Origin of the sequence: Snodgrassella sp. ESL0323, from assembly GCF_013346865.1 — a bacterium.
Classification (GTDB): Bacteria; Pseudomonadota; Gammaproteobacteria; order Burkholderiales; family Neisseriaceae; genus Snodgrassella; species Snodgrassella alvi.
On the sequence record NZ_JAAEDT010000011.1, the window covers coordinates 176,578 to 195,550 of the forward strand.

The 18,973-nt window shown below is 40.8% G+C and carries 14 protein-coding genes and 2 tRNA genes; 6 read left to right on the forward strand and 10 right to left on the reverse strand.

Annotated elements, in window-relative coordinates; genetic code table 11:
- Window position 1: 1 nt before the first annotated feature.
- Window positions 2-250, reverse strand: coding sequence for a MoaD/ThiS family protein (locus GY065_RS02980; protein ID WP_174833021.1), 249 nt, complete (start codon window positions 248-250; stop codon window positions 2-4).
- A gap of 187 nt (window positions 251-437) precedes the next feature.
- Here GY065_RS02980 and moaA point away from each other — a divergent pair, with 187 nt between their 5' ends.
- Window positions 438-1,412 (forward strand): GTP 3',8-cyclase MoaA, encoded by a 975-nt coding sequence (gene moaA / locus GY065_RS02985; RefSeq protein WP_174833022.1) that lies wholly within the window; start codon window positions 438-440, stop codon window positions 1,410-1,412.
- A gap of 71 nt (window positions 1,413-1,483) precedes the next feature.
- Here moaA and GY065_RS02990 read toward each other — a convergent pair whose 3' ends face one another.
- Window positions 1,484-3,127 carry a lactate permease LctP family transporter gene (locus tag GY065_RS02990; protein ID WP_025330253.1) on the reverse strand — a complete coding sequence of 548 codons (1,644 nt, stop codon included), beginning with the start codon at window positions 3,125-3,127 and terminating at the stop codon, window positions 1,484-1,486.
- Window positions 3,128-3,748: 621 nt separating this feature from the next.
- Between GY065_RS02990 and GY065_RS02995 the strand changes: the two genes are divergently transcribed.
- The 5 genes from GY065_RS02995 to GY065_RS03015 all read left to right on the forward strand — a co-directional run bounded on the left by GY065_RS02995 (window position 3,749) and on the right by GY065_RS03015 (window position 10,056).
- Window positions 3,749-5,365 (forward strand): inorganic phosphate transporter, encoded by a 1,617-nt coding sequence (locus GY065_RS02995; protein WP_202984029.1) that lies wholly within the window; start codon window positions 3,749-3,751, stop codon window positions 5,363-5,365.
- 176 nt (window positions 5,366-5,541) lie between these two features.
- Window positions 5,542-6,678, forward strand: coding sequence for a polyamine ABC transporter substrate-binding protein (locus tag GY065_RS03000; RefSeq protein WP_037393536.1), 1,137 nt, complete (start codon window positions 5,542-5,544; stop codon window positions 6,676-6,678).
- A gap of 454 nt (window positions 6,679-7,132) precedes the next feature.
- Entirely contained in the window at window positions 7,133-7,885 is a 753-nt protein-coding gene (surE, locus tag GY065_RS03005; RefSeq protein WP_174833023.1) for a 5'/3'-nucleotidase SurE, read from the forward strand.
- Window positions 7,879-8,556, forward strand: a complete 678-nt coding sequence (locus tag GY065_RS03010) for a protein-L-isoaspartate(D-aspartate) O-methyltransferase (protein WP_025330257.1) — start codon at window positions 7,879-7,881, stop codon at window positions 8,554-8,556. The genes surE and GY065_RS03010 overlap by 7 nt, the downstream gene beginning before the upstream one ends.
- Before the next feature lie 456 nt (window positions 8,557-9,012).
- The gene (locus GY065_RS03015) at window positions 9,013-10,056 is read left to right on the forward strand and encodes a zinc-dependent alcohol dehydrogenase family protein (protein WP_174833024.1); all 1,044 of its coding nucleotides are present in this window, start codon (window positions 9,013-9,015) and stop codon (window positions 10,054-10,056) included.
- Window positions 10,057-10,129: 73 nt separating this feature from the next.
- Here GY065_RS03015 and GY065_RS03020 read toward each other — a convergent pair whose 3' ends face one another.
- The 8 genes from GY065_RS03020 to GY065_RS03055 form a co-directional block, all read right to left on the reverse strand.
- Window positions 10,130-11,140 carry an aldo/keto reductase gene (locus GY065_RS03020; protein ID WP_078475075.1) on the reverse strand — a complete coding sequence of 337 codons (1,011 nt, stop codon included), beginning with the start codon at window positions 11,138-11,140 and terminating at the stop codon, window positions 10,130-10,132.
- 191 nt (window positions 11,141-11,331) lie between these two features.
- A complete protein-coding gene (locus tag GY065_RS03025; protein ID WP_174833025.1) occupies window positions 11,332-12,300 on the reverse strand; it encodes a LysR family transcriptional regulator in 969 nt (322 codons plus the stop codon).
- A gap of 723 nt (window positions 12,301-13,023) precedes the next feature.
- Window positions 13,024-14,223, reverse strand: a complete 1,200-nt coding sequence (locus GY065_RS03030) for an MFS transporter (protein ID WP_037476030.1) — start codon at window positions 14,221-14,223, stop codon at window positions 13,024-13,026.
- A gap of 267 nt (window positions 14,224-14,490) precedes the next feature.
- On the reverse strand, window positions 14,491-15,270 hold the full coding sequence (locus tag GY065_RS03035) for an ABC transporter permease (RefSeq protein WP_174833026.1): 780 nt from the start codon (window positions 15,268-15,270) through the stop codon (window positions 14,491-14,493).
- On the reverse strand, window positions 15,267-16,211 hold the full coding sequence (locus GY065_RS03040; RefSeq protein WP_174833027.1) for an ABC transporter ATP-binding protein: 945 nt from the start codon (window positions 16,209-16,211) through the stop codon (window positions 15,267-15,269). The genes GY065_RS03035 and GY065_RS03040 overlap by 4 nt, the downstream gene beginning before the upstream one ends.
- Window positions 16,212-16,679: 468 nt before the next feature.
- Window positions 16,680-16,756 (reverse strand) — tRNA-Asp (locus tag GY065_RS03045).
- A gap of 32 nt (window positions 16,757-16,788) precedes the next feature.
- Window positions 16,789-16,864, reverse strand: a tRNA-Val gene (locus GY065_RS03050).
- A gap of 65 nt (window positions 16,865-16,929) precedes the next feature.
- Window positions 16,930-18,903 carry a monovalent cation:proton antiporter family protein gene (locus GY065_RS03055; protein ID WP_174833047.1) on the reverse strand — a complete coding sequence of 658 codons (1,974 nt, stop codon included), beginning with the start codon at window positions 18,901-18,903 and terminating at the stop codon, window positions 16,930-16,932.
- Window positions 18,904-18,973 lie beyond the last annotated feature (70 nt).

The following is an 18,973-nucleotide window of genomic DNA, read 5'->3' on the forward strand; positions in this document are numbered from 1 at the left end:
TTTAACCTCCGGTTACTGGTGGTAGCAGTGCGATGCTGTCTCCGTCTTTAATGGCTGTGTTGCTATGCTGAATAATATTATTTACAGCAATTTTATATACTTTTCCCTCGGCCAGTACCTCGGAGAACGGTATTCCGCGCTGCCGCAGATAGGCGAGCAGGGTATTGCTGTCATCAAAACTGCATGCAAGCTCTTCCTGTGCCATGCCCAGTTCTTCGGCAAAGCGTGCCAGATAAATAACCGTAATCATGATAAAGACATAGTTAAACCAATAATCGTTTATTATGCCGTGTTTTTTCTTTTTATGGCAGATAGCTGCTGCCAATGCTATTGGATTTAAGTAATAATTTAGGATAAAATGCCGTTCTTTTCTTAATTATTCCAATCATTTGCCTTATTCTGAAATTTTTTTCTGATAACAGGCTTTTACCTATCTCATGCTGATTGACCGCTTCAACAGACGTATTGATTATTTACGAATTTCGGTAACGGATAAATGTGATTTGCGCTGTACTTATTGTATTCCGCAGGGATTCACAGAGTTTGAAAAACCGGTCAACTGGCTGTCGTTTGCTGAGATTGAGCGTGTTGCCGGCGCATTTGCCCGTATGGGCGTGTCACGTTTCCGTTTAACCGGCGGCGAACCGCTATTACGCAAAAATCTGCCCGATCTGGTCGCACGGCTGGCGGCATTGCCCGGGGTTTCAGATTTGTCGTTAACCACCAATGGCACGCAACTGGACAGGTTTGCCTATGATTTACGCAAAGCTGGACTAAACCGGCTGAATGTGAGTCTGGATTCACTGCGGCGTGAATGTGTACAGGAGATTTCCGGTAAGGATAGCTTTGATAAGGTAATAAATAGTCTTCAGACGGCACGCGATGCAGGCTTTGAGCAGATTAAAATTAATATGGTACCGCTGCCGGGGGTTAATACCGGTGATATAGAGGATATGGTGGCGTTCTGTATTGTCAATGGCTTTATTCTGCGCCTGATTGAAGTAATGCCGATGGGGGTAAGCGCCCGCGGACTGGATTATTTTAATTTACTGGAACTGATTGAAAATCTGCGCCCGAAATATCAGTTACGTGAAAGTAAACGTGTCTATGGCGGCGGGCCGGCTAAATACTGGGAAAGTGCGGATGGCCGATTTACTTTAGGACTGATTACGCCACGTTCCCAGCATTTCTGTGCCACCTGTAACCGGGTACGTATGTCTGTTGATGGGACATTGTATTTGTGTCTGGGGCAGGAACAGAGTATGGCATTAAAACCTTTATTAATGGCAAATTGTTCTGATGCTCTGCTGGAGCAGGCAATTCAGCAGGCAGTGGATTTAAAACCGGAAAAACATGAATTCAATGAAAAACCGGATAAAATTGTGCGCATTATGGCCAAAACCGGTGGTTAGTATCTTGGTTATTGTTGTTACCGGATAACAAAAGCCCGCTCAGGAGAGCGGGCTTTTGTCTTAGAAATAAATCAGAACAGGATGAGTGTCCACGGTAACAGATAAGTTTGTACGACGGTAAATAAGCCGGCGATTACACAGAAAAGCAGACTATGACGTACGGTAAAGCGGAACAAATCTGATTCTTTACCGGCCAGACCTACAGCAGCGCAGGCAATGGCAATAGACTGCGGTGAAATCATTTTACCGGTTACACCACCAACTGAGTTAACTGCTACAGCCAGTACCGGATCCATACCTACCTGCATAGCAGTATTAGCCTGCAGGGCGCCAAACAGAGCATTGGCAGATGTGTCTGAACCGGTGAGGAAAACGCCTACCCAGCCAAGGAATGGTGAGAAAAACGGAAATGCTTTGCCGGTATCAGCCAAAGCCAGAGCCAGTGTGGAGGAAAGACCGGAATAATTAACCACGTATGCAAAAGCCAGTACTAATCCGATAGACAGTACCGGATAGCGTAAGTCGTACAGAGTATGTTTGAATGTGTCGACAGCCAGACGTGGTTTTATTTTTAATAGCAATATGGAAATAATGGCAGCCAGCAGTATGGATGTGCCCACTGCTCCTAACAGATTAAGTTTAAATTCGGCTGCGATAGGGGTGTTTTCCGTTACGATAGGTGCGGTTTTAATCACCAGATTATCAAGCCACGGCCATTGAATTTTAATCAGGCTGAATGAGTTAAACCATTCTTGCAGTGGTTTGATTGTCCAGACTGCAACGCAAACAGTCAGAATAATGAAAGGTGACCAGGCCAGGGCAATTTGTTTGGCGCAGTATTCTGAAGTACCGCGTTGTTTTTCAGGCTGCTGCATGCCGCTGAACGTAAATATCTGTTTCGGCTGCCAGACCCGAAGAAAAAGTGCCAGACACACCATACTAACCAAGGCAGATGTAACATCCGGCAATTCAGGTCCGACAAAATTGGCTGTGATGAACTGGGTAGCGGCAAAAGAAACACCGGAAACCAGCAGAGCAGGCCATGTCTGACGAATACCGCGCATCCCGTCCATGATGAATATCAGATAAAACGGAATAACGACAGACATCATAGGTAACTGCCGGCCGGCAAGCTGGCCGATATGAAATGGGTCAATACCTGATACTTGTCCGCCAACCAGAATCGGAATGCCCAGTGCGCCGAATGCTACTGGTGCAGTATCGGCAATCAGACACAGTCCGGCTGCATATAATGGTTTAAAACCAAGACCTACGAGTAGTGCTGCACTGATGGCAACAGGTGCACCAAATCCGGCTGCACCTTCCAGAAAAGAACCAAAGCAAAAACCAATCAGCAGCAATTGCAAACGCTGATCTTTAGTAATGGACAGAATAGATGAGCGAATGATGTCAAACTGCCCGCTTTTAACCGTAAGATTATAGAGAAAAACTGCGGTAATAATAATCCAGGCAATTGGCCACAAACCATAAAAGAAACCATACAAGGCTGAGGAAAGGGCGAGAGCAACCGGCATTTTATATGCGGCAACGGCCACGATAATTGACAGAATCAGCGTAATGGCTCCGGCAACGTGGCCTTTCATGCGCAAAACGGTGAGTGCTGCAAAAAAAAATATGATAGGTAAAAGGGCTGCCAGCAATGTGAGATAAATGCTGTTGCCTAATGCCGAGTAACTTTGTACCCATTGGTGCATATATTTCTCCTCAATGTATGAGTCTGTGTGTGATAAATTGATTGGTATGTGCGTTTTTGAAAATGCTGAGTACTATTAATTTTTTAATGCTAACTAACACATGATGCATTGCAGGCTGTTACTTTAAAAAATAAAAATGTTAACGTCAATGTTTGTATATTATATTTTAATCTTTGTAATTAAGGCCGATGCGGCTGAATAATTCTTTTTTCTGCTCAATCAGAAGATAAATTTAGGATGATAATATATTAATTGTTTACTTTGTCTGATTTTAGTGTATGAGAAAACAGATTATTTTTAATTATTGCCTTGTTTGGTCGGGTGATTTATAACTATATTGTTAATTTTATGTATGCTAGTGATAGCAGAGTTTAATTACTGTCTGTATACTGATACAGCAGAATAATAGATGTACAGTAATTGATTACTGTACGGCAAGAATAATATGAATGTTGTGCTGGCGCAGAAATGCAGCTGTTTGTATACCGATTGTCTTTTATCAGCCAAATTTGGGTCATAAGGAGAATTCCGGCATTGGCAATAAAATTGTGTTTGTCACAAAGTTGTCATGTTGGTCTTTTACAATAAGTCAGGGTAATTCCTAACATTAGGGAGAAAGCTGTGTCTGCTTCGTCTGCGGCTTCGTCGTCAGGGGCAATTATGTCTGCATCTAGTAAAACTAGTAAAGTAAGTAAAATTTTATTCCTGCTGATACTAATGGGTGGTCTGGCCTATGCCGGCGTTTGTATTTATCATGATTTGCAGGGAATTCCCACTTCTTCATTGTTGGTATATGCCTTATTAACAGTAGCACTTCTGATTGCGCTGGCGTTTGAGTTTGTGAATGGTTTTCATGACACCGCTAATGCAGTGGCCAGTGTTATTTATACACGTTCGCTTAAACCCAATACTGCGGTAATCTGGTCTGGAACGTTCAATTTTCTCGGGGTGATGCTGTCTACCGGTGCCGTGGCTTATGGTGTGATTTCTTTACTGCCGGTGGAGCTGATTCTGCATATGGGCAGTGATGTTGGCTACGCGATGATTTTTGCTTTGCTCTCAGCAGCCATTATCTGGAATCTGAGCACATGGTGGCTTGGCTTACCGGCTTCCAGCTCGCATACCCTGATTGGTTCAATCATCGGTGTAGGGGTGGCTAATCAACTGATGTCGGCACATCAGGGAACCAGCGGTGTAAGCTGGAATCAGGTAATTAATGTTGGTGAATCGTTATTATTTTCGCCGTTACTTGGTTTTATTCTGGCTGCTTTGCTGTTAATTCTGTCTAAAAAATTATTGCGTATCCCTGCTTTATATAAAGCACCGGAAAATGATATGCCACCACCATGGCCGATTCGTCTGCTGCTGATTTTTACCTGTACTACAGTAAGTTTTGCCCATGGCTCAAATGACGGACAAAAGGGTATGGGTCTGATTATGCTGATTCTGATTGGTACCGTGCCCATGGCGTATGCTCTTAACCATACTGTACCCAAGGAAGAATGGGCAAAATTTTCAGCTCATTCAGTGGCTGCACAGAAAACCATCCATGATTTGCTGCCAGCGGGCTTTGTGTTGCAACAAGGTACAGATGTGCGGGCACAGGTCACAGCTTTAGTGGAGAATAAACAGGGTACGCCGCAACAACTGGGCGCACTGGCTCAGTTGGTAGAAATTGTGGCGCATGATGTGAGTAAAAGCGACAGTCTGCGTAATTTACCGCCTGAACAGGTAGGTAATATCCGCAACGATATGTATCTGGTGTCTGAATCAATGACCTTGTTGCAAAAAAATGCCCTGGTTCATCAATACAGTCTTAATCCGATACAGATGGACAGTTTAAAGACATATCACACGTCAATTGATCATGCCACTAAGTATATTCCGGTTTGGGTAAAGGTACTGGTTGCACTGGCACTCGGACTGGGTACACTGGTTGGTTGGAAACGGATTGTGGTAACAGTGGGTGAAAAAATCGGCAAAACCCATTTGTCTTATGCACAGGGTGCTTCTGCCGAACTAGTAACGGCCGCGCTGATTTTTGCTGCCGATCGCTTTGGTTTGCCAGTAAGCACAACACATGTACTGACTTCCGGTATAGCCGGTACGATGGCTGCCAATAAAAGTGGCCTGCAAAAATCCACAATTCGTAATCTAGTGATGGCATGGGTGCTTACTCTGCCGGTTTCCATTCTGCTGGCCGGAGGCTTATTCTGGTTTTTTCGGATGATTTTCTGAGTATGTATTACTATTTGTGTTCTGAGTGGTTATAAACTCTGTAATAATTTGCCAAATGCTCTTGCATGGTACGGTATTTCACAGTTTAATGTCGGTTTAGTGGTGGCTGTGCTGGTGCACGTCATAGATACTTGCTTCCTCCCGTTATTACGGGGCATACAAATTGGAAATCGTGTATGAAAAAATTACTGGTATTGTCAGCTATCGTAAGCTTGCTGATAGTTGCCTGCTCGGATGCCGGTACAGCAAATAAAGATGCTGCTTCCAATAACGGAGTCATGAATCCAACTGATCAGCTTAATATCTATAACTGGTCTGACTATGTTGATCCCGATACAGTAAAAAATTTTGAAAAAGAAAATAATATTAAGGTTCGTTACGATTATTATGATAGTAACGAAACATTGGAGGCCAAAATTCTGATTGGTCGTTCCGGCTATGATCTGGTTGTACCATCCATTGCCAATGTCGGCCGGGAAATTAAAGCCGGTGCTTACCGGCCGGTAGATAAAAGCCAGCTGTCCTATTACAATAATATCGACCCGAATCTGTTGAAAATGATGGATAAGGTAGATCCGGGTAATAAATATGCAGTGCCTTATTTCTGGGGTATTAATACTATCGGTATCAATACTGCTATGGTAGAGAAAGCACTTGATGGCAAATTACCGGATAATCTCTGGGATCTGGTATTTAATCCGGAATATACGCATAAACTGAAAAATTGCGGTATTTCTCTGTTTGACAGCCCTACAGAGCTGTATCCGCTGGCTTTGCATTATTTAGGTAAAGACCCGAATAGCAGTGAACCGGATGATATCCGTGCTGCAACCAATCTGATTAAATCCGTACGTAATGATGTAAAACGTTTTAGCTCATCAGGCTATATTGATGATATGGCTCGCGGTGATCTGTGTGTGGCTACCGGTTACGGTGGTGATTTAAACATCGCTAAAAAACGTGCTGAGGATGCCAAAAGTGGCGTGCATTTACAGGTGCTGGCACCGAAAGAAGGGGTTGGAATCTGGGTTGATTCGTTTATGATTCCTAAAGATGCCCAGAATGTAGCCAATGCTCTGAAATACATCAATTACACACTCGAACCTAAAGTTGCAGCGAAAAACGGTAATTATGTGACTTTTGCACCAGCCAGCAAACCGGCACGGGCACTGATGAGAAGTGAAATTGCTAGCGACCCCAGCATATTTCCCACTCAGGAAGTACTGGATAAGAGTTTTATCGTATCACCGAAATCACAGGATGCTGTGCGTCTGGCTGTGCGCTTGTTCCAGCAGGTAAAAGCAGGGCAGTAGCTGTTTGATATACGCGCATGCAGGTTTCAATAAAAAACGAATCGTTCCGGTTCGTTTTTTATTTAGGATGATTAGCTTATCTTGGAGAATCATCGGAACATAACACTCTTTGTAAGGGTGTAGTATGCTGATAATGGCAGAATCGTTATAGATATTAGCTGTCAGAATATGGGTAAACACTTATAATCAGAGGCTACAGCACCAGCTCTGATTGTTGAAGGTCAGACAAAATTTGAGAGTGAATATCAGCATATTTTCATATAGCAGATAGTAAATCAATGAAATTATCAGTCATTATCGGAAGTAATGGTTTTTTATTCATTTAAAATAAAAGTTTGTTCTGAAATTTTTACGTTTAATCTTTAATCTGACTGGCTGCTCATGGCCGGATAAAAAGTGTAAAGGGCAGCAGCGTTAGCAGGGTAAAGGTTTTAAAGTTTTAAATTGGATGGTTATGAAAATTTTAATTTGTAATGATGACGGTTATTTATCAGATGGGATCGCTTTACTGGCACAGGTAGCAGCTAAATTTGCTGAAATAAGAGTTGTTGCTCCGGAAAGTGATCAGAGCGGCGTAAGCAATTCATTTACTCTGAACCGGCCTCTGTCGATTAAAAAAGCTGCAAACGGATTTTATTATGTTAATGGCACACCAACCGACTGTATCCATGTAGCTATGCATACCATGACTGACTTTAAACCTGATTTGGTTTTGTCCGGTATTAATCATGGTGCCAATATGGGTGATGATGTGCTGTATTCCGGTACAGTGGCTGCGGCTACTGAAGCTTTTCTGATGGGTATACCCGCACTGGCATTTTCAATTAATGATCGCAGCGGTGAGTATTGGGCAACGGCTGAAAAAGCCGTCATGACTATTCTAGAAAAAGTATGTGTACAGCCGCCGGCTGAACCGGTTTTATGGAATGTTAATATTCCGGCCATAAAAGCAGAATCAGTGCAGGGCTATCGTGTGGCTAAACTGGGGCGCCGACACCATGACCAGTGTATTGTGCCGTATAGCAGTCCTCGCGGCGAAACCCTGTATTGGATTGGTGGCGTAGGTGCCGCTGATACTCGCTGGCAGGAAACCGATTTTAGTGATAACGAAGCAGGTTTTATTACCATTACGCCATTATCGCTGGACTTAACTAATTATCAGCAAATGGGTGCAGTCAGTACATTTTTACACGACATACAATGGTGACAGAAGTGGGACAGGGCGTAAGCTGGACCGGATATGAATTCCGGCGTGCACGAATGGTAGAGCGGCTGAAACAGATGGGTATTACCCGTGCTGAAGTATTGGCTGCTATGTCTGCTGTGCCCCGGCATGTATTCGTTGAAGAGGCTTTGCGCTCTCATGCTTATGATGATATGTCTCTGCCGCTGGGTTTAGGGCAAACTATTTCCCAGCCATATACGGTCGCAGTCATGACGCAGTTATTGTTTGCCAGACGGCCAATACAAAATAATCTGCGGATACTGGAAATCGGTACCGGTTGCGGTTATCAGACAGCTATTTTACAGGCACTGGGTTTACGTGAAATTTACTCAATAGAGCGTTTGCGTCCGTTGCATGAGCGTGCTAAACAGAATTTACGTGCAGTACGTTTACTGGCTCATGCACGGCTGGTCTGTGGAGATGGTTATCTGGGTTTGCCGCAGGAAGCACCTTTTGATGGCATTATACTGACAGCTGCGCCGAAAGAGGTACCTTTGCCTTTATTACAGCAACTTTCAATTGGCGGACGTATGGTTTTACCTTTGGATGAAGGCGGGGTGCAGTTTTTATGGGTAATCGACAAAACTGCTGAAGGTTTTCAGGAAACCTGTGTGCAACAGACTTTATTTGTACCATTGGTAAATGATAATTAAACCAAAAGCATTCTGTCATTTTATTTTGCCGGTTTACATAACCACTTGAATCCAGGCATAGATACAATGCCTGTCAAACTGACTGATCCCCTTTACTGTCAGAAGAGTCTGAAAGAGTAAACGGGATCACAGTATCAAATAACTGAACACCATTAAATGTATAAAAATAGTTATCGTTATGAAATAACGAATAAATAATATGGGTTATGACCAAACCGGCTGCTACTGTGCATTGCCTGATGAAAAACTCAGTAAATAGCGTAAAATAATCTTGTCTTAATATTTTTTAATGAAAAAAATAATGATAGCAAAGAGTTATTGCTAAACAATACAGAAAAAGCCGGAAAAATTCTTTGGTTCCTTCCGGCTTAATCTGCATAGTACTGATTCACTATGTTATATAAAGTGATTTGGCTGTCAGAAACAGGTAAATCACAGTAATCTGGGAAAATAACTATGAAAGTAGCAGTATTCGTTGAACCCGGAAAAGTAGCTATACGGGAAATGGAAAAGCCGGTTATTCAGAAACCTACTGATGCCATTATCCGCATTGTTCGTGCCTGTGTTTGCGGTTCTGATTTATGGTGGTATCGCGGAATCAGTACCTGTGAGCCGGAACGAATTGTCGGCCATGAAGCTATTGGTGTTGTTGAAGCTACCGGCAGCGCAGTAACTCATGTCCGTAATGGTGATTTTGTTATTGTACCGTTTACACATGGTTGTGGTCATTGTGCAGCCTGTAAAGCAGGTTTTGATGGTAATTGTCAGAATAAAGAAGATGAGCGCAACGGCGGGTATCAGGGGGAATATCTGCGCTTTACTAATGCAGACTGGGCTTTGGTGAAAATTCCCGGTCAGCCGCAGGATTATTCAGATGCTGTTTTGAATTCGTTACTTACCTTGGCCGATGTTATGGCTACCGGTTATCATGCTGCTGCCAGTGCTGAAGTAAAGCCGGGAGATACGGTAGTGGTGATGGGCGATGGAGCGGTTGGGTTGTGTGGAGTCATCGCGGCGAAACTGCGCGGCGCTGAACGAATTATTGCGATGAGCCGTCATCCTGACCGGGCAAAACTGGCAAAGGAGTTCGGAGCAACTGATATTGTGCCTGAGCGTGGCGATGAAGCGACAAAAAAAGTGTTGTCGCTTACCCGGCAGGCTGGTGCTGATGCAGTATTGGAGTGTGTGGGAACTCAGCAATCACTGCAAACAGCAGTTGCTGTAGCCCGCCCCGGAGCAATTGTTGGTTGTGTTGGTATACAGCATGACACAGAAATCAAAACCAGCGATGTTTTCTGGCGAAATATCGGATTACGCGGCGGTATTGCCAGTGTCACCACTTATGATAAAAATTTATTACTGCAAGCTGTATTAAATGAAGAAATTCAGCCGGGGAAAGTATTTACCCATCGGTTTGATTTAACCGATATTCAGGCTGCCTATCAGGCTATGGATCAGCGTCAGGCAATTAAATCATTAGTTATTGTCAGCCATGAATAATAGATAACTCCCGCAGCTTAACAAGCTGCGGGAGTTATCTGTATGAACAGCAACGCTTATTCTATCGGTCTGATCAGAAAATGCCTTTCATACCTTCCGGTGTATAGCGTTCTCCCTGAATATTGATATGATTTTTCAGCTCATTCAATGTCTGAATATCTGCTGTATCCAGTTTTAACTGGCAAGCCTGATTATTTTCATTCAGGTATTTTTCACTTTTGGTTCCCGGTATCGGTACAATATGTTCCCATTGAGCGAGCAGCCAGGCCAGTGCGATTTGACCCATTGTGCAATTATATTTAACAGTCATGGGTTCTAATGCCTGAAGCAAACGTTTGTTATGTTCCAGATTATCATCCTGAAAACGCGGGTTGGTACGGCGGAAATCATTTTCAGCCAATTCGTTTTTATTCTGAATTTTACCGGTCAGAAAACCACGCCCGAGAGGTGAGTAGGGTACAAGACCGATATTCAATTCTTTTAGTAATGGCAGCACTGAATCATCTTCTATATGACGTGTCCACAGCGAATATTCTGTTTGCACCACATCAACCGGATGAACTGCATGGGCACGCTGCAAAACAGGGGCAGAAACTTCACATAAACCGACATGGGCTATTTTCCCTGCCTGTACCAGTTCTGCCAGAGTCTGCATCGTATCTTCAATTGCAGCATTAGGATCTAAACGATGAATATAAAATAAATCGATCTGTTCAATGCCGAGTCTGGCCAGAGAGTCATCGCAGCATTGTTTAATATATTCAGGGTGGTTATTAATGCTGCGGTTATAGCCGGAAGTATTGTTTCTATCAATACCGCATTTGGTTGCGATAGTAAGTTGTGCCCGTACTGAAGCAGGCAGAGTTTTCAATACTGCACCGATCAGTTTTTCGTTTTCACCCCGACCATACATATCTGCTGTGTCAATCAGCGTAACACCGCTATCAATAACTTTGTGCATCATTGTGCGGGCATGTGCTGTATCCATATCACCATAAAATTCGCTCAGACCCATTGCTCCATAGCCCATTGCAGATACGGTAATGTTTTGTCCAAGTTTTCGTTGTGGTAAAGAATGGCTCATTATTTTCTATCCTCAGATTAGTTATATCTGAAACGCTTAATCAAATAATGCTTTTATTCGACTGCGGTCAGATAATTGTTAATTACTGATAGTGATAGTAAATAATTAACCTTGCTAAGAGAAATATAAAATCATTGATATAAAAAATATATCAATGATTTGAATTTCACAACCTTCCGGAAATATACATGTCACAATTGGGTATCAACTGTATTATGGTGCTTAAAATACTCAATAATAGTTTGTATCACAGTATTTTCAGCCTGCTGATGCCAGAGCAGATGTATATCGATTGATAGTTGCTGTTCATATTCAGTAGTTAATTTTTTATATACCACTCCCGGGATATGTGCCTGTGCCATAGAAGCCGGAAGTAATAACATGCCTCTGCCCATGGCAATTTCCATCAGCATGGTTAAAAAATTAGGTAATTTCGGTTGTAAAACCAGAGAAGCGGTTAAGTTGCTGATGACTTTTTGCAGTTGATCATACAATCCCGGATTTTGGTAACGTTTACACCAGTACAGAGGTAAGTCTGTTACCGTATTTAAATTTATTTCTTCCTGTGAACAGGCAGGGTGGTTTTCAGGTAAGGCCAGTACCAGTTTTTCCTGATAGACTAATAAACTATTTGCCTGATCATTATTTTTTTTATAATCTGAAATAATAATCAGATCAATATTGCTTTTATTAAATTCAGCCAATAGCTCTTTTGAAGAATAGTCCTGCTGCAAAAGATCGATGTTTGGCTGGAATTTACTAATAAATTCGCTGAATAGCGGAATAAAATTAAAACCCAGAATTTTAGTTATACCGACAGTTATTCTGTCTGTTGAATAATTATTAACATTGGTTATGGCCAGAGATAAACCTTCCAGCCAGTTTCTGGCTTTGTCTCTGAATTGTCTTCCCTGTTCAGTAAGCATTACATAACGGGTATTACGTACCAATAAAGTAGTTTGCAGCTTTTCTTCCAGCTCTTTGATTTGCATCGATAACGGGGGCTGACTAATACCCAGTCTGCTGGCAGCCTTGCGAAAATTACCTTCTTCACATACTGCCAGAAAATATTGCAATTGTCGGACTGTTGGCAGATGCCGGCTGTAAATGGCCGAGTTATCAAGTTTATGTTCTGTTTGAGCGGATAATTGATTATACATATTTGCCCTGATTCATTGTTGTGCATCCGTTCGTAATGACTCAGTATAAGCAACAATATTTTTATCACTTAGATTGGAAAAGCACGTCATGCAAATGTTTAATGAAAATGATCTAAAAATGAAACTGAATCTAAAATTAAATTATCTGCAGGTAATTATTGATATCGCCGAGAATCATAACAGAAAAGATATAGTTAATGTTAGTATGGAATTAACCAGAAAATATTAATAAATCCATTGTAGCTAATAATGAGAGAAATAATAACAAATATCTGATTCAGCAATTGTATGGAAAACTAATTATATGGTTTACAGATATCGGCTAAGCCGATTATTAATTATGTATCGGCTGGATCTGCAGAAAACGAATATTGTTGAGAATAAGTTGAGTCAGTTTCGCTTATGAGTTTGTTTAGCTATTTGATTCTGTTACAGAGTCTCAAATATTGTCTGCATATATGTATTAGGTATTTATGTGTAATGTTAAAAAACTTTGTTTCACCGTTGGCGTTTACTTTAATTATTGAATTATTTGACTAATCTGTTATATACATAAGCTCTGCGCTATCAAAGGCAATATGCTATCGGAGCATTGAGCTTGTAGGTGATCATCTTAAATTTGTCATACTTAATCATCAAAAAATCTGCAAAATATAAATATCGAGGATGGTAATAATCTTTTTTTATAACAAGTTTTCTTATTAATAAATTCCTGTATTTTTATTATTTATGATTATTTTTAATAAGTTGAATACCAACTAACGCTAAGATCAGATTTAACGTTGATAACAGAACACAAATGGCAATTACTCCATTCCAGGTCATGTTTTGATAAACTATACCTAATAGATAGGTGCCAATACTGCCTCCTGCCAAACACGAGAGTAAATATAATGACGAAATCGCACCGCGCGAATTAATTGGCACAATTTTATTAAGCATGGCTATAACTAATGGCTGAATGCCAAATACAAATAAAAACAAAGCAAAAATCCCGAATCCGATAACATATATTGCTGAGCTATAACCAATAGTCACAACCGATATACATACTGCTAGCAAACAGATGATTAAGAGAGACCGTTCTTTGATAATCTGTGATAATTTACCAGTAATTATGGTGCCAATAACCGCACTCAGACCGGCAAAATTAAGCCAGCCTAAAGTTGTTGCAGACAAATAAAAAGGTGAACTTTTCAAATAAAAAGTAAGTAATGAAGATAATCCTAAATAAACAAAAAATAGTAAAAAGCCGACTAATAAAAAAATAACTACCGTTTTATCAAGTAATAATTTAATTGCCGCTAGATAAGTACCCCGTACACTATTAGTTGAAGGTTGGATTATTGAGCGTTTTATACCGTAAGGGACAAAAAGACATACTGCAGTTATCAAACCTGCATAAATAATAAATGCAACTTGCCAAGACCGAAGATCGGTCAGCATTGCGACTATACTTCGACTAAAAATCATGCCCACAATAGACGCTGAAATCATCATTCCCATTGCTTGTGGTAACTTATGGTTAGGCGTGTTTTTGGCTGTATAAGCGAATAATGCCGCAGGAACAGCAGCGGCAAAAAAACCGATTAATGACATGGTGACCAAATACAACGTAAAAGAATCAACAATCACCGATAAAAATAAACAACAAACAGTTCCAATACTACCGACTAAAACTAACAACTTTGTCGAAACTTTGTCCGAAAGCGGGCCATAAATAAAAAAAGAAATGGCATAAAAAAAGCAAGATAAGCTGAATACATTTCTTGCTGTTAAAATATCAATATGATAGCTTTGAGAGATCTCTTGAAAAATAAGTTGGCTGATATAAACCGACCCGACTAACAGTATGATTAATAATGCAGATAACATTAAATTTGGTTTGGTCTGTATAAGATTTTCTTTAGACTTTGCTTCCATGAACAAAATTTTGATTAGCGAGTGATTGAATTCAAGACAGGTTAACTAACAAAATAAGAATTGAGAAATATATAATTTGTTATACGAAATTCGTATTGTAAAAAACATGATAAACCAATGCAAAAAGCAAAGACCCCAATCATACTAATCTGATTGAGGTAGATAAATTGCAAAATAGCATAAAGGTCAGACTGAAAATATCAGTTAAATTGCTGTATTATTAAATGATATTTTGAAGCCTGGCCTTTAAATTTTTAGTATTGATTATTAGCTGGCTAATGAAATATCCCGCCGTCTGAATATCAAAATCGCTATTAGGAAAAAAATCAAGACATAAGCAATATTGGCTGCCAAGGTAATAAAAAATTCACTCTGTACGGGCTGGTCAAATGTATTATTAACTGTATTAGAAATTAACTTAATCAGATAGCTGTTTACATATAATGGATTTAATTTGTATATCCATTCGTCACCAGGTACATGAATATTATAATAATTGATCATTTCCCACAGACGGTCAGCAAAGAAACCATATACTATACAGAAACCGGTAACGAGCGGACTGCTGTTAAACATAGAAGAAAGCATCAGAGCAAAAGCAGTAAAAAAAATTATTGTAGCTAATATGCATAAGCTGTATATTCCAATATACTTTATTATGATGCTAAATTCCGGTATATGTTGAGTTGTCAGTATTTGTAATAATAAACAAGTAATTACGGATATAATCAGAAAAACAGGCATTAATAAAGTAATCGCCGCGATTTTAGCCAGTAATATTTTGTAACGCTGATAAGGACGGGTCAGAATAAATTTAATTGTTCCTTTGGATATTTCAGAGCTTAAAATATTAGATGCATAAATAATAGAGATAAATTTAATAAATATGTAACAAATAATAATACTAAATGAAAATACTTCGTTACTGTCTTCTGAATCTAGAGAACTAAAATGAAATATTAGTACCAATAAAAATATTGTTGTTATGATACTGACACTTCGGGTATTTTTAATGTATTTACGCCATTCATTAATTAGTAATTTCATTTATTGCCCTTTTTTTGATTATCGTTTTTTATGGTTTGCAGAAAAGAATCTTCCAGAGAGTAATGAGTCAGCTTCAAACCGATTAAGGGAATATCATGTTGAACAAGAAGTCTGGCAATTTCTGCACGCGGATCGTGGTCAGTCGAATTAGTTGCAATTTCAAGATTATTGAGCTGACGGTTAACCTGATATCTGTTGTTCAGCAGAATTTCTTCTGCCGCTGCTAAATCTCCGTCTACTTCGATATGAATAATGTTATTGGATTTACCCAGAAAATCACTCATTGTTCCGGCATAGACCTGTCTGCCTTTATTAATGATGAAAATATCATTCACAATTTCCTGAAGCTCGGAAAGCAGGTGGCTGGAAATAATAATGCTGTTTCCATGCTGGACAAAATTTTTCATCAATGTACGAAAATCTTTCATTCCTTCCGGATCAAGACCATTCATGGGTTCATCCAGAATTAATACTTTAGGCTGATGAATAGTTGCGTTTGCGACGCCTAATCTTTGGCGCATACCCAGAGAATAGCCTTTGACTTTTTGGTGTTCTGCACCTTTAAGCCCGGTTCTGGTTAATGTTTGCATTAAATCATCTTTGCTGATTGACTGACGGCTCATATCAGCAAAGATTTGCAGATTATTAAAACCGGACATGTAATTATAGAATTCCGGATTTTCAATGATGGTACCAAGATTAAAAGCTGCTTTTTCAAAGTCTTTTTGTATATTGTGCCCACAGATTTTAATGTCTCCGGAAGTGGGAAACATCAGACCTGTGAGTATTTTCAGCATAGTGGTTTTGCCGGCACCATTGGGGCCTAAAAAGCCCATAATCCGTCCGGGTGCAATGTTGAAAGAAATGTTATCCAGAATCTTCCTGTTTTTAATTTTTTTGCTAACATTTTTAACTTCAATGAGATAATTGATCTTTCCCACTCTAAACCTTTCTTGTTCAGGGAGTTAAATTTATTGACTTTGTTGATGCTATGCGAGTAAAGTGATTCCCGTCTTTATCATATACGGAATTTTTTATTTTCCTTATTTATAATAATGTATTATACATAATTTAACAATATAAAAATGTCTGGATTATTGGTGGTTTATTCAGTCCGGACATGCTGAATATAAATTGAGTGTTGTTTTTGAATTTTTTTATGTAATGAATCAGATAAATAGCTGAGCAGAAAAAATCTGACCGAAATAACTTATGCTGTAACCAGAATTGTTTAACAGAAAAAAATTCTGGTAATGATGATACATAAATGGTCTGATTAAAGGATATCTATTCTATAAAGATTATGTATTTGAATATTCAGGTTTGCCGTAATAGGTCGTTTGAAAAATGTTTGTATATAATGAATAATAAAAAAAGCACAGCTTATGCTGTGCTTTTTTTATTTTATTTGGCGCGGCGGACGGGGCTCGAACCCGCGACCCCCGGCGTGACAGGCCGGTACTCTAACCAACTGAGCTACCACCGCGCAAGTTTTACGCAATGCATAAAACAGAAAACTGGTGGGTGATGACGGAGTCGAACCGCCGACATTCTGCTTGTAAGGCAGACGCTCTACCAACTGAGCTAATCACCCCTGCTTGGGAAAGACGCTATTAAACCAGATATGCCGTTCGCTGGCAAGTACTAGTTATGAAAAAATTAGTTCGTTCCCTGTAGTGACCAGTTTTCAAAGAGAATTACTTTGTCTCTAGGACCGAGCACAACGAGCGTATCTTCTTTTTTGAAACGGAATTCAGAGTTGAATTCACGTAACTGATGGGTATTACGGCGTACGGAAAGCAATTTGACCTTCAGTTTATCCAGTGGAAGATCATCCATGCTTTTTCCCACCAGAAAAGCGTCAGGAGGCAGAGTGAAAGCCTGACGGAAAAAATGGATATTTTCATCTGAGACAGTGTCGTCACTGCCGGCAAATAAGCCTTCTAATGCCTGGTAGCGGTTTTGGCGAATACGCTGCATGATTTGATAGACTTCATCAAACGGCTTGCCTGAGCTTAATAATGCCTGACTGGCGAGCGTAAGGCTGGATTCTTTCTCATCAGAAACGATATCGTCAGCCCCCATATTGGTCAGTACAGAAATATTGTCGTCGTTGGTAACGCGTACGATTACCGGCATGGTAGGAGCAATCAGCATAATATTATTGAGAATATGCTTGGTCTCTGTCATATTGTTGATGGTAATCAGCACGGTATTGGCACGTTTTAACCCGGCAGCCTGTAATACTTCCTGCCGTTTGGCATCGCCGAAGGTTACCGGCTCTCCGGCAGCTTTGGCTGTGGCAACCCGTTCAGCATCCAGATCAATGGCATAGTAGGGTGTCTCCTCCTGTTGCAGGATACGGGCAATGCTCTGACCACAGCGGCCGAAGCCGATAATGAGGATATGGTCAGATTTGCTCATGGTATCTACCAGTATGCTCTGTAAATCAACTGCCTGTTCGTCCCAGCTGCGTTTAACCAGCAGTTTGTTGATTTTATCTGCACTTCGCATAATAAAGGGTGCCAGTATCATGGAAAGCAAGATAGCGGCAATGGCTGCCTGTTGCAGCTCAAGAGAAATGAGTTTTAATGCGCCGCTAATGGCCAGCATAACAAAGCCGAATTCGCCGCCCTGTGCGAGATACAAAGCTGTTTTAATACTGTCGCCGGTATTTTCTTTCATGTAGCGGCTAATGCCAAATAGTACCGCTGCTTTAAGAATAATCAGCAATGCTCCCAGTATCAGTATCATTAACCAGCTTGATTGTAAAACTTGTATATTCAGTTTCATGCCGATGGTAATGAAGAAGAAGCCGAGCAGAATGTCCCGGAAAGGGCGAATGTCATCTTCCACCTGATAGCGGTATTCGGTTTCAGATATCAGCATGCCGGCAACAAATGCACCCAGGGCCAGTGACAGACCGGCCAGCTGTGTAAGATAAGCAACGCCAAGAGTGACCAGCAAAACGTTAATCATGAAGAGTTCACTGGATTTAGTGCGGGCAATCAGACGGAACCACGTTGGCATGATTTTGCTGCCGACTACCAGTAGCAGACCTAAGGCGAGTGCCATGGTAAGCAGGGCTTTGCCCATTTGCAGGACCAGACCGTCACTGCTGTGAGCCAGAGCAGGTAATAAAATCATCAAGGGAACCACGGCAATATCCTGCATTAGCAGTACGCCCATAATCATGTGGCCGTAATGCTGCCCCAGTTCATTTTTCTCTACCATGATACGGCTGACAATAGCTGTCGAAGACATAGTCATGGCTGCAGCAAGGGTAAACGCCCATGTCAGCTGAATGCGCATGGCCGCAAATATAATAAAAAGGATAAACAGAGTGAGTGCAACCTGTAAGCCGCCTAAGCCCAATACCAGTTTGCGCATGGCTTTAAGTTTGCCGATGGAAAACTCAAGCCCGATGCTGAACATAAGAAAAGTAATGCCGATTTCTCCGATAAATTCAGTAGCATGACTCTGATTAATTAAATGCAGCCAGCCGGGGCCGGCGATAAAGCCAACCACCAGGTAGCCCAGCATGGCGGGAATTTGCAAACGTCGGCAGATGATGGAGGCCAATACGGCTACCAATAGAATCATCACGACAGGGCCAAGAGAAATATGCATAATATATTGATTTTATTTAATTAAAATTTAATTATCATATTTTAACACAGATGTTTTGGCTTGTGCGGACTTG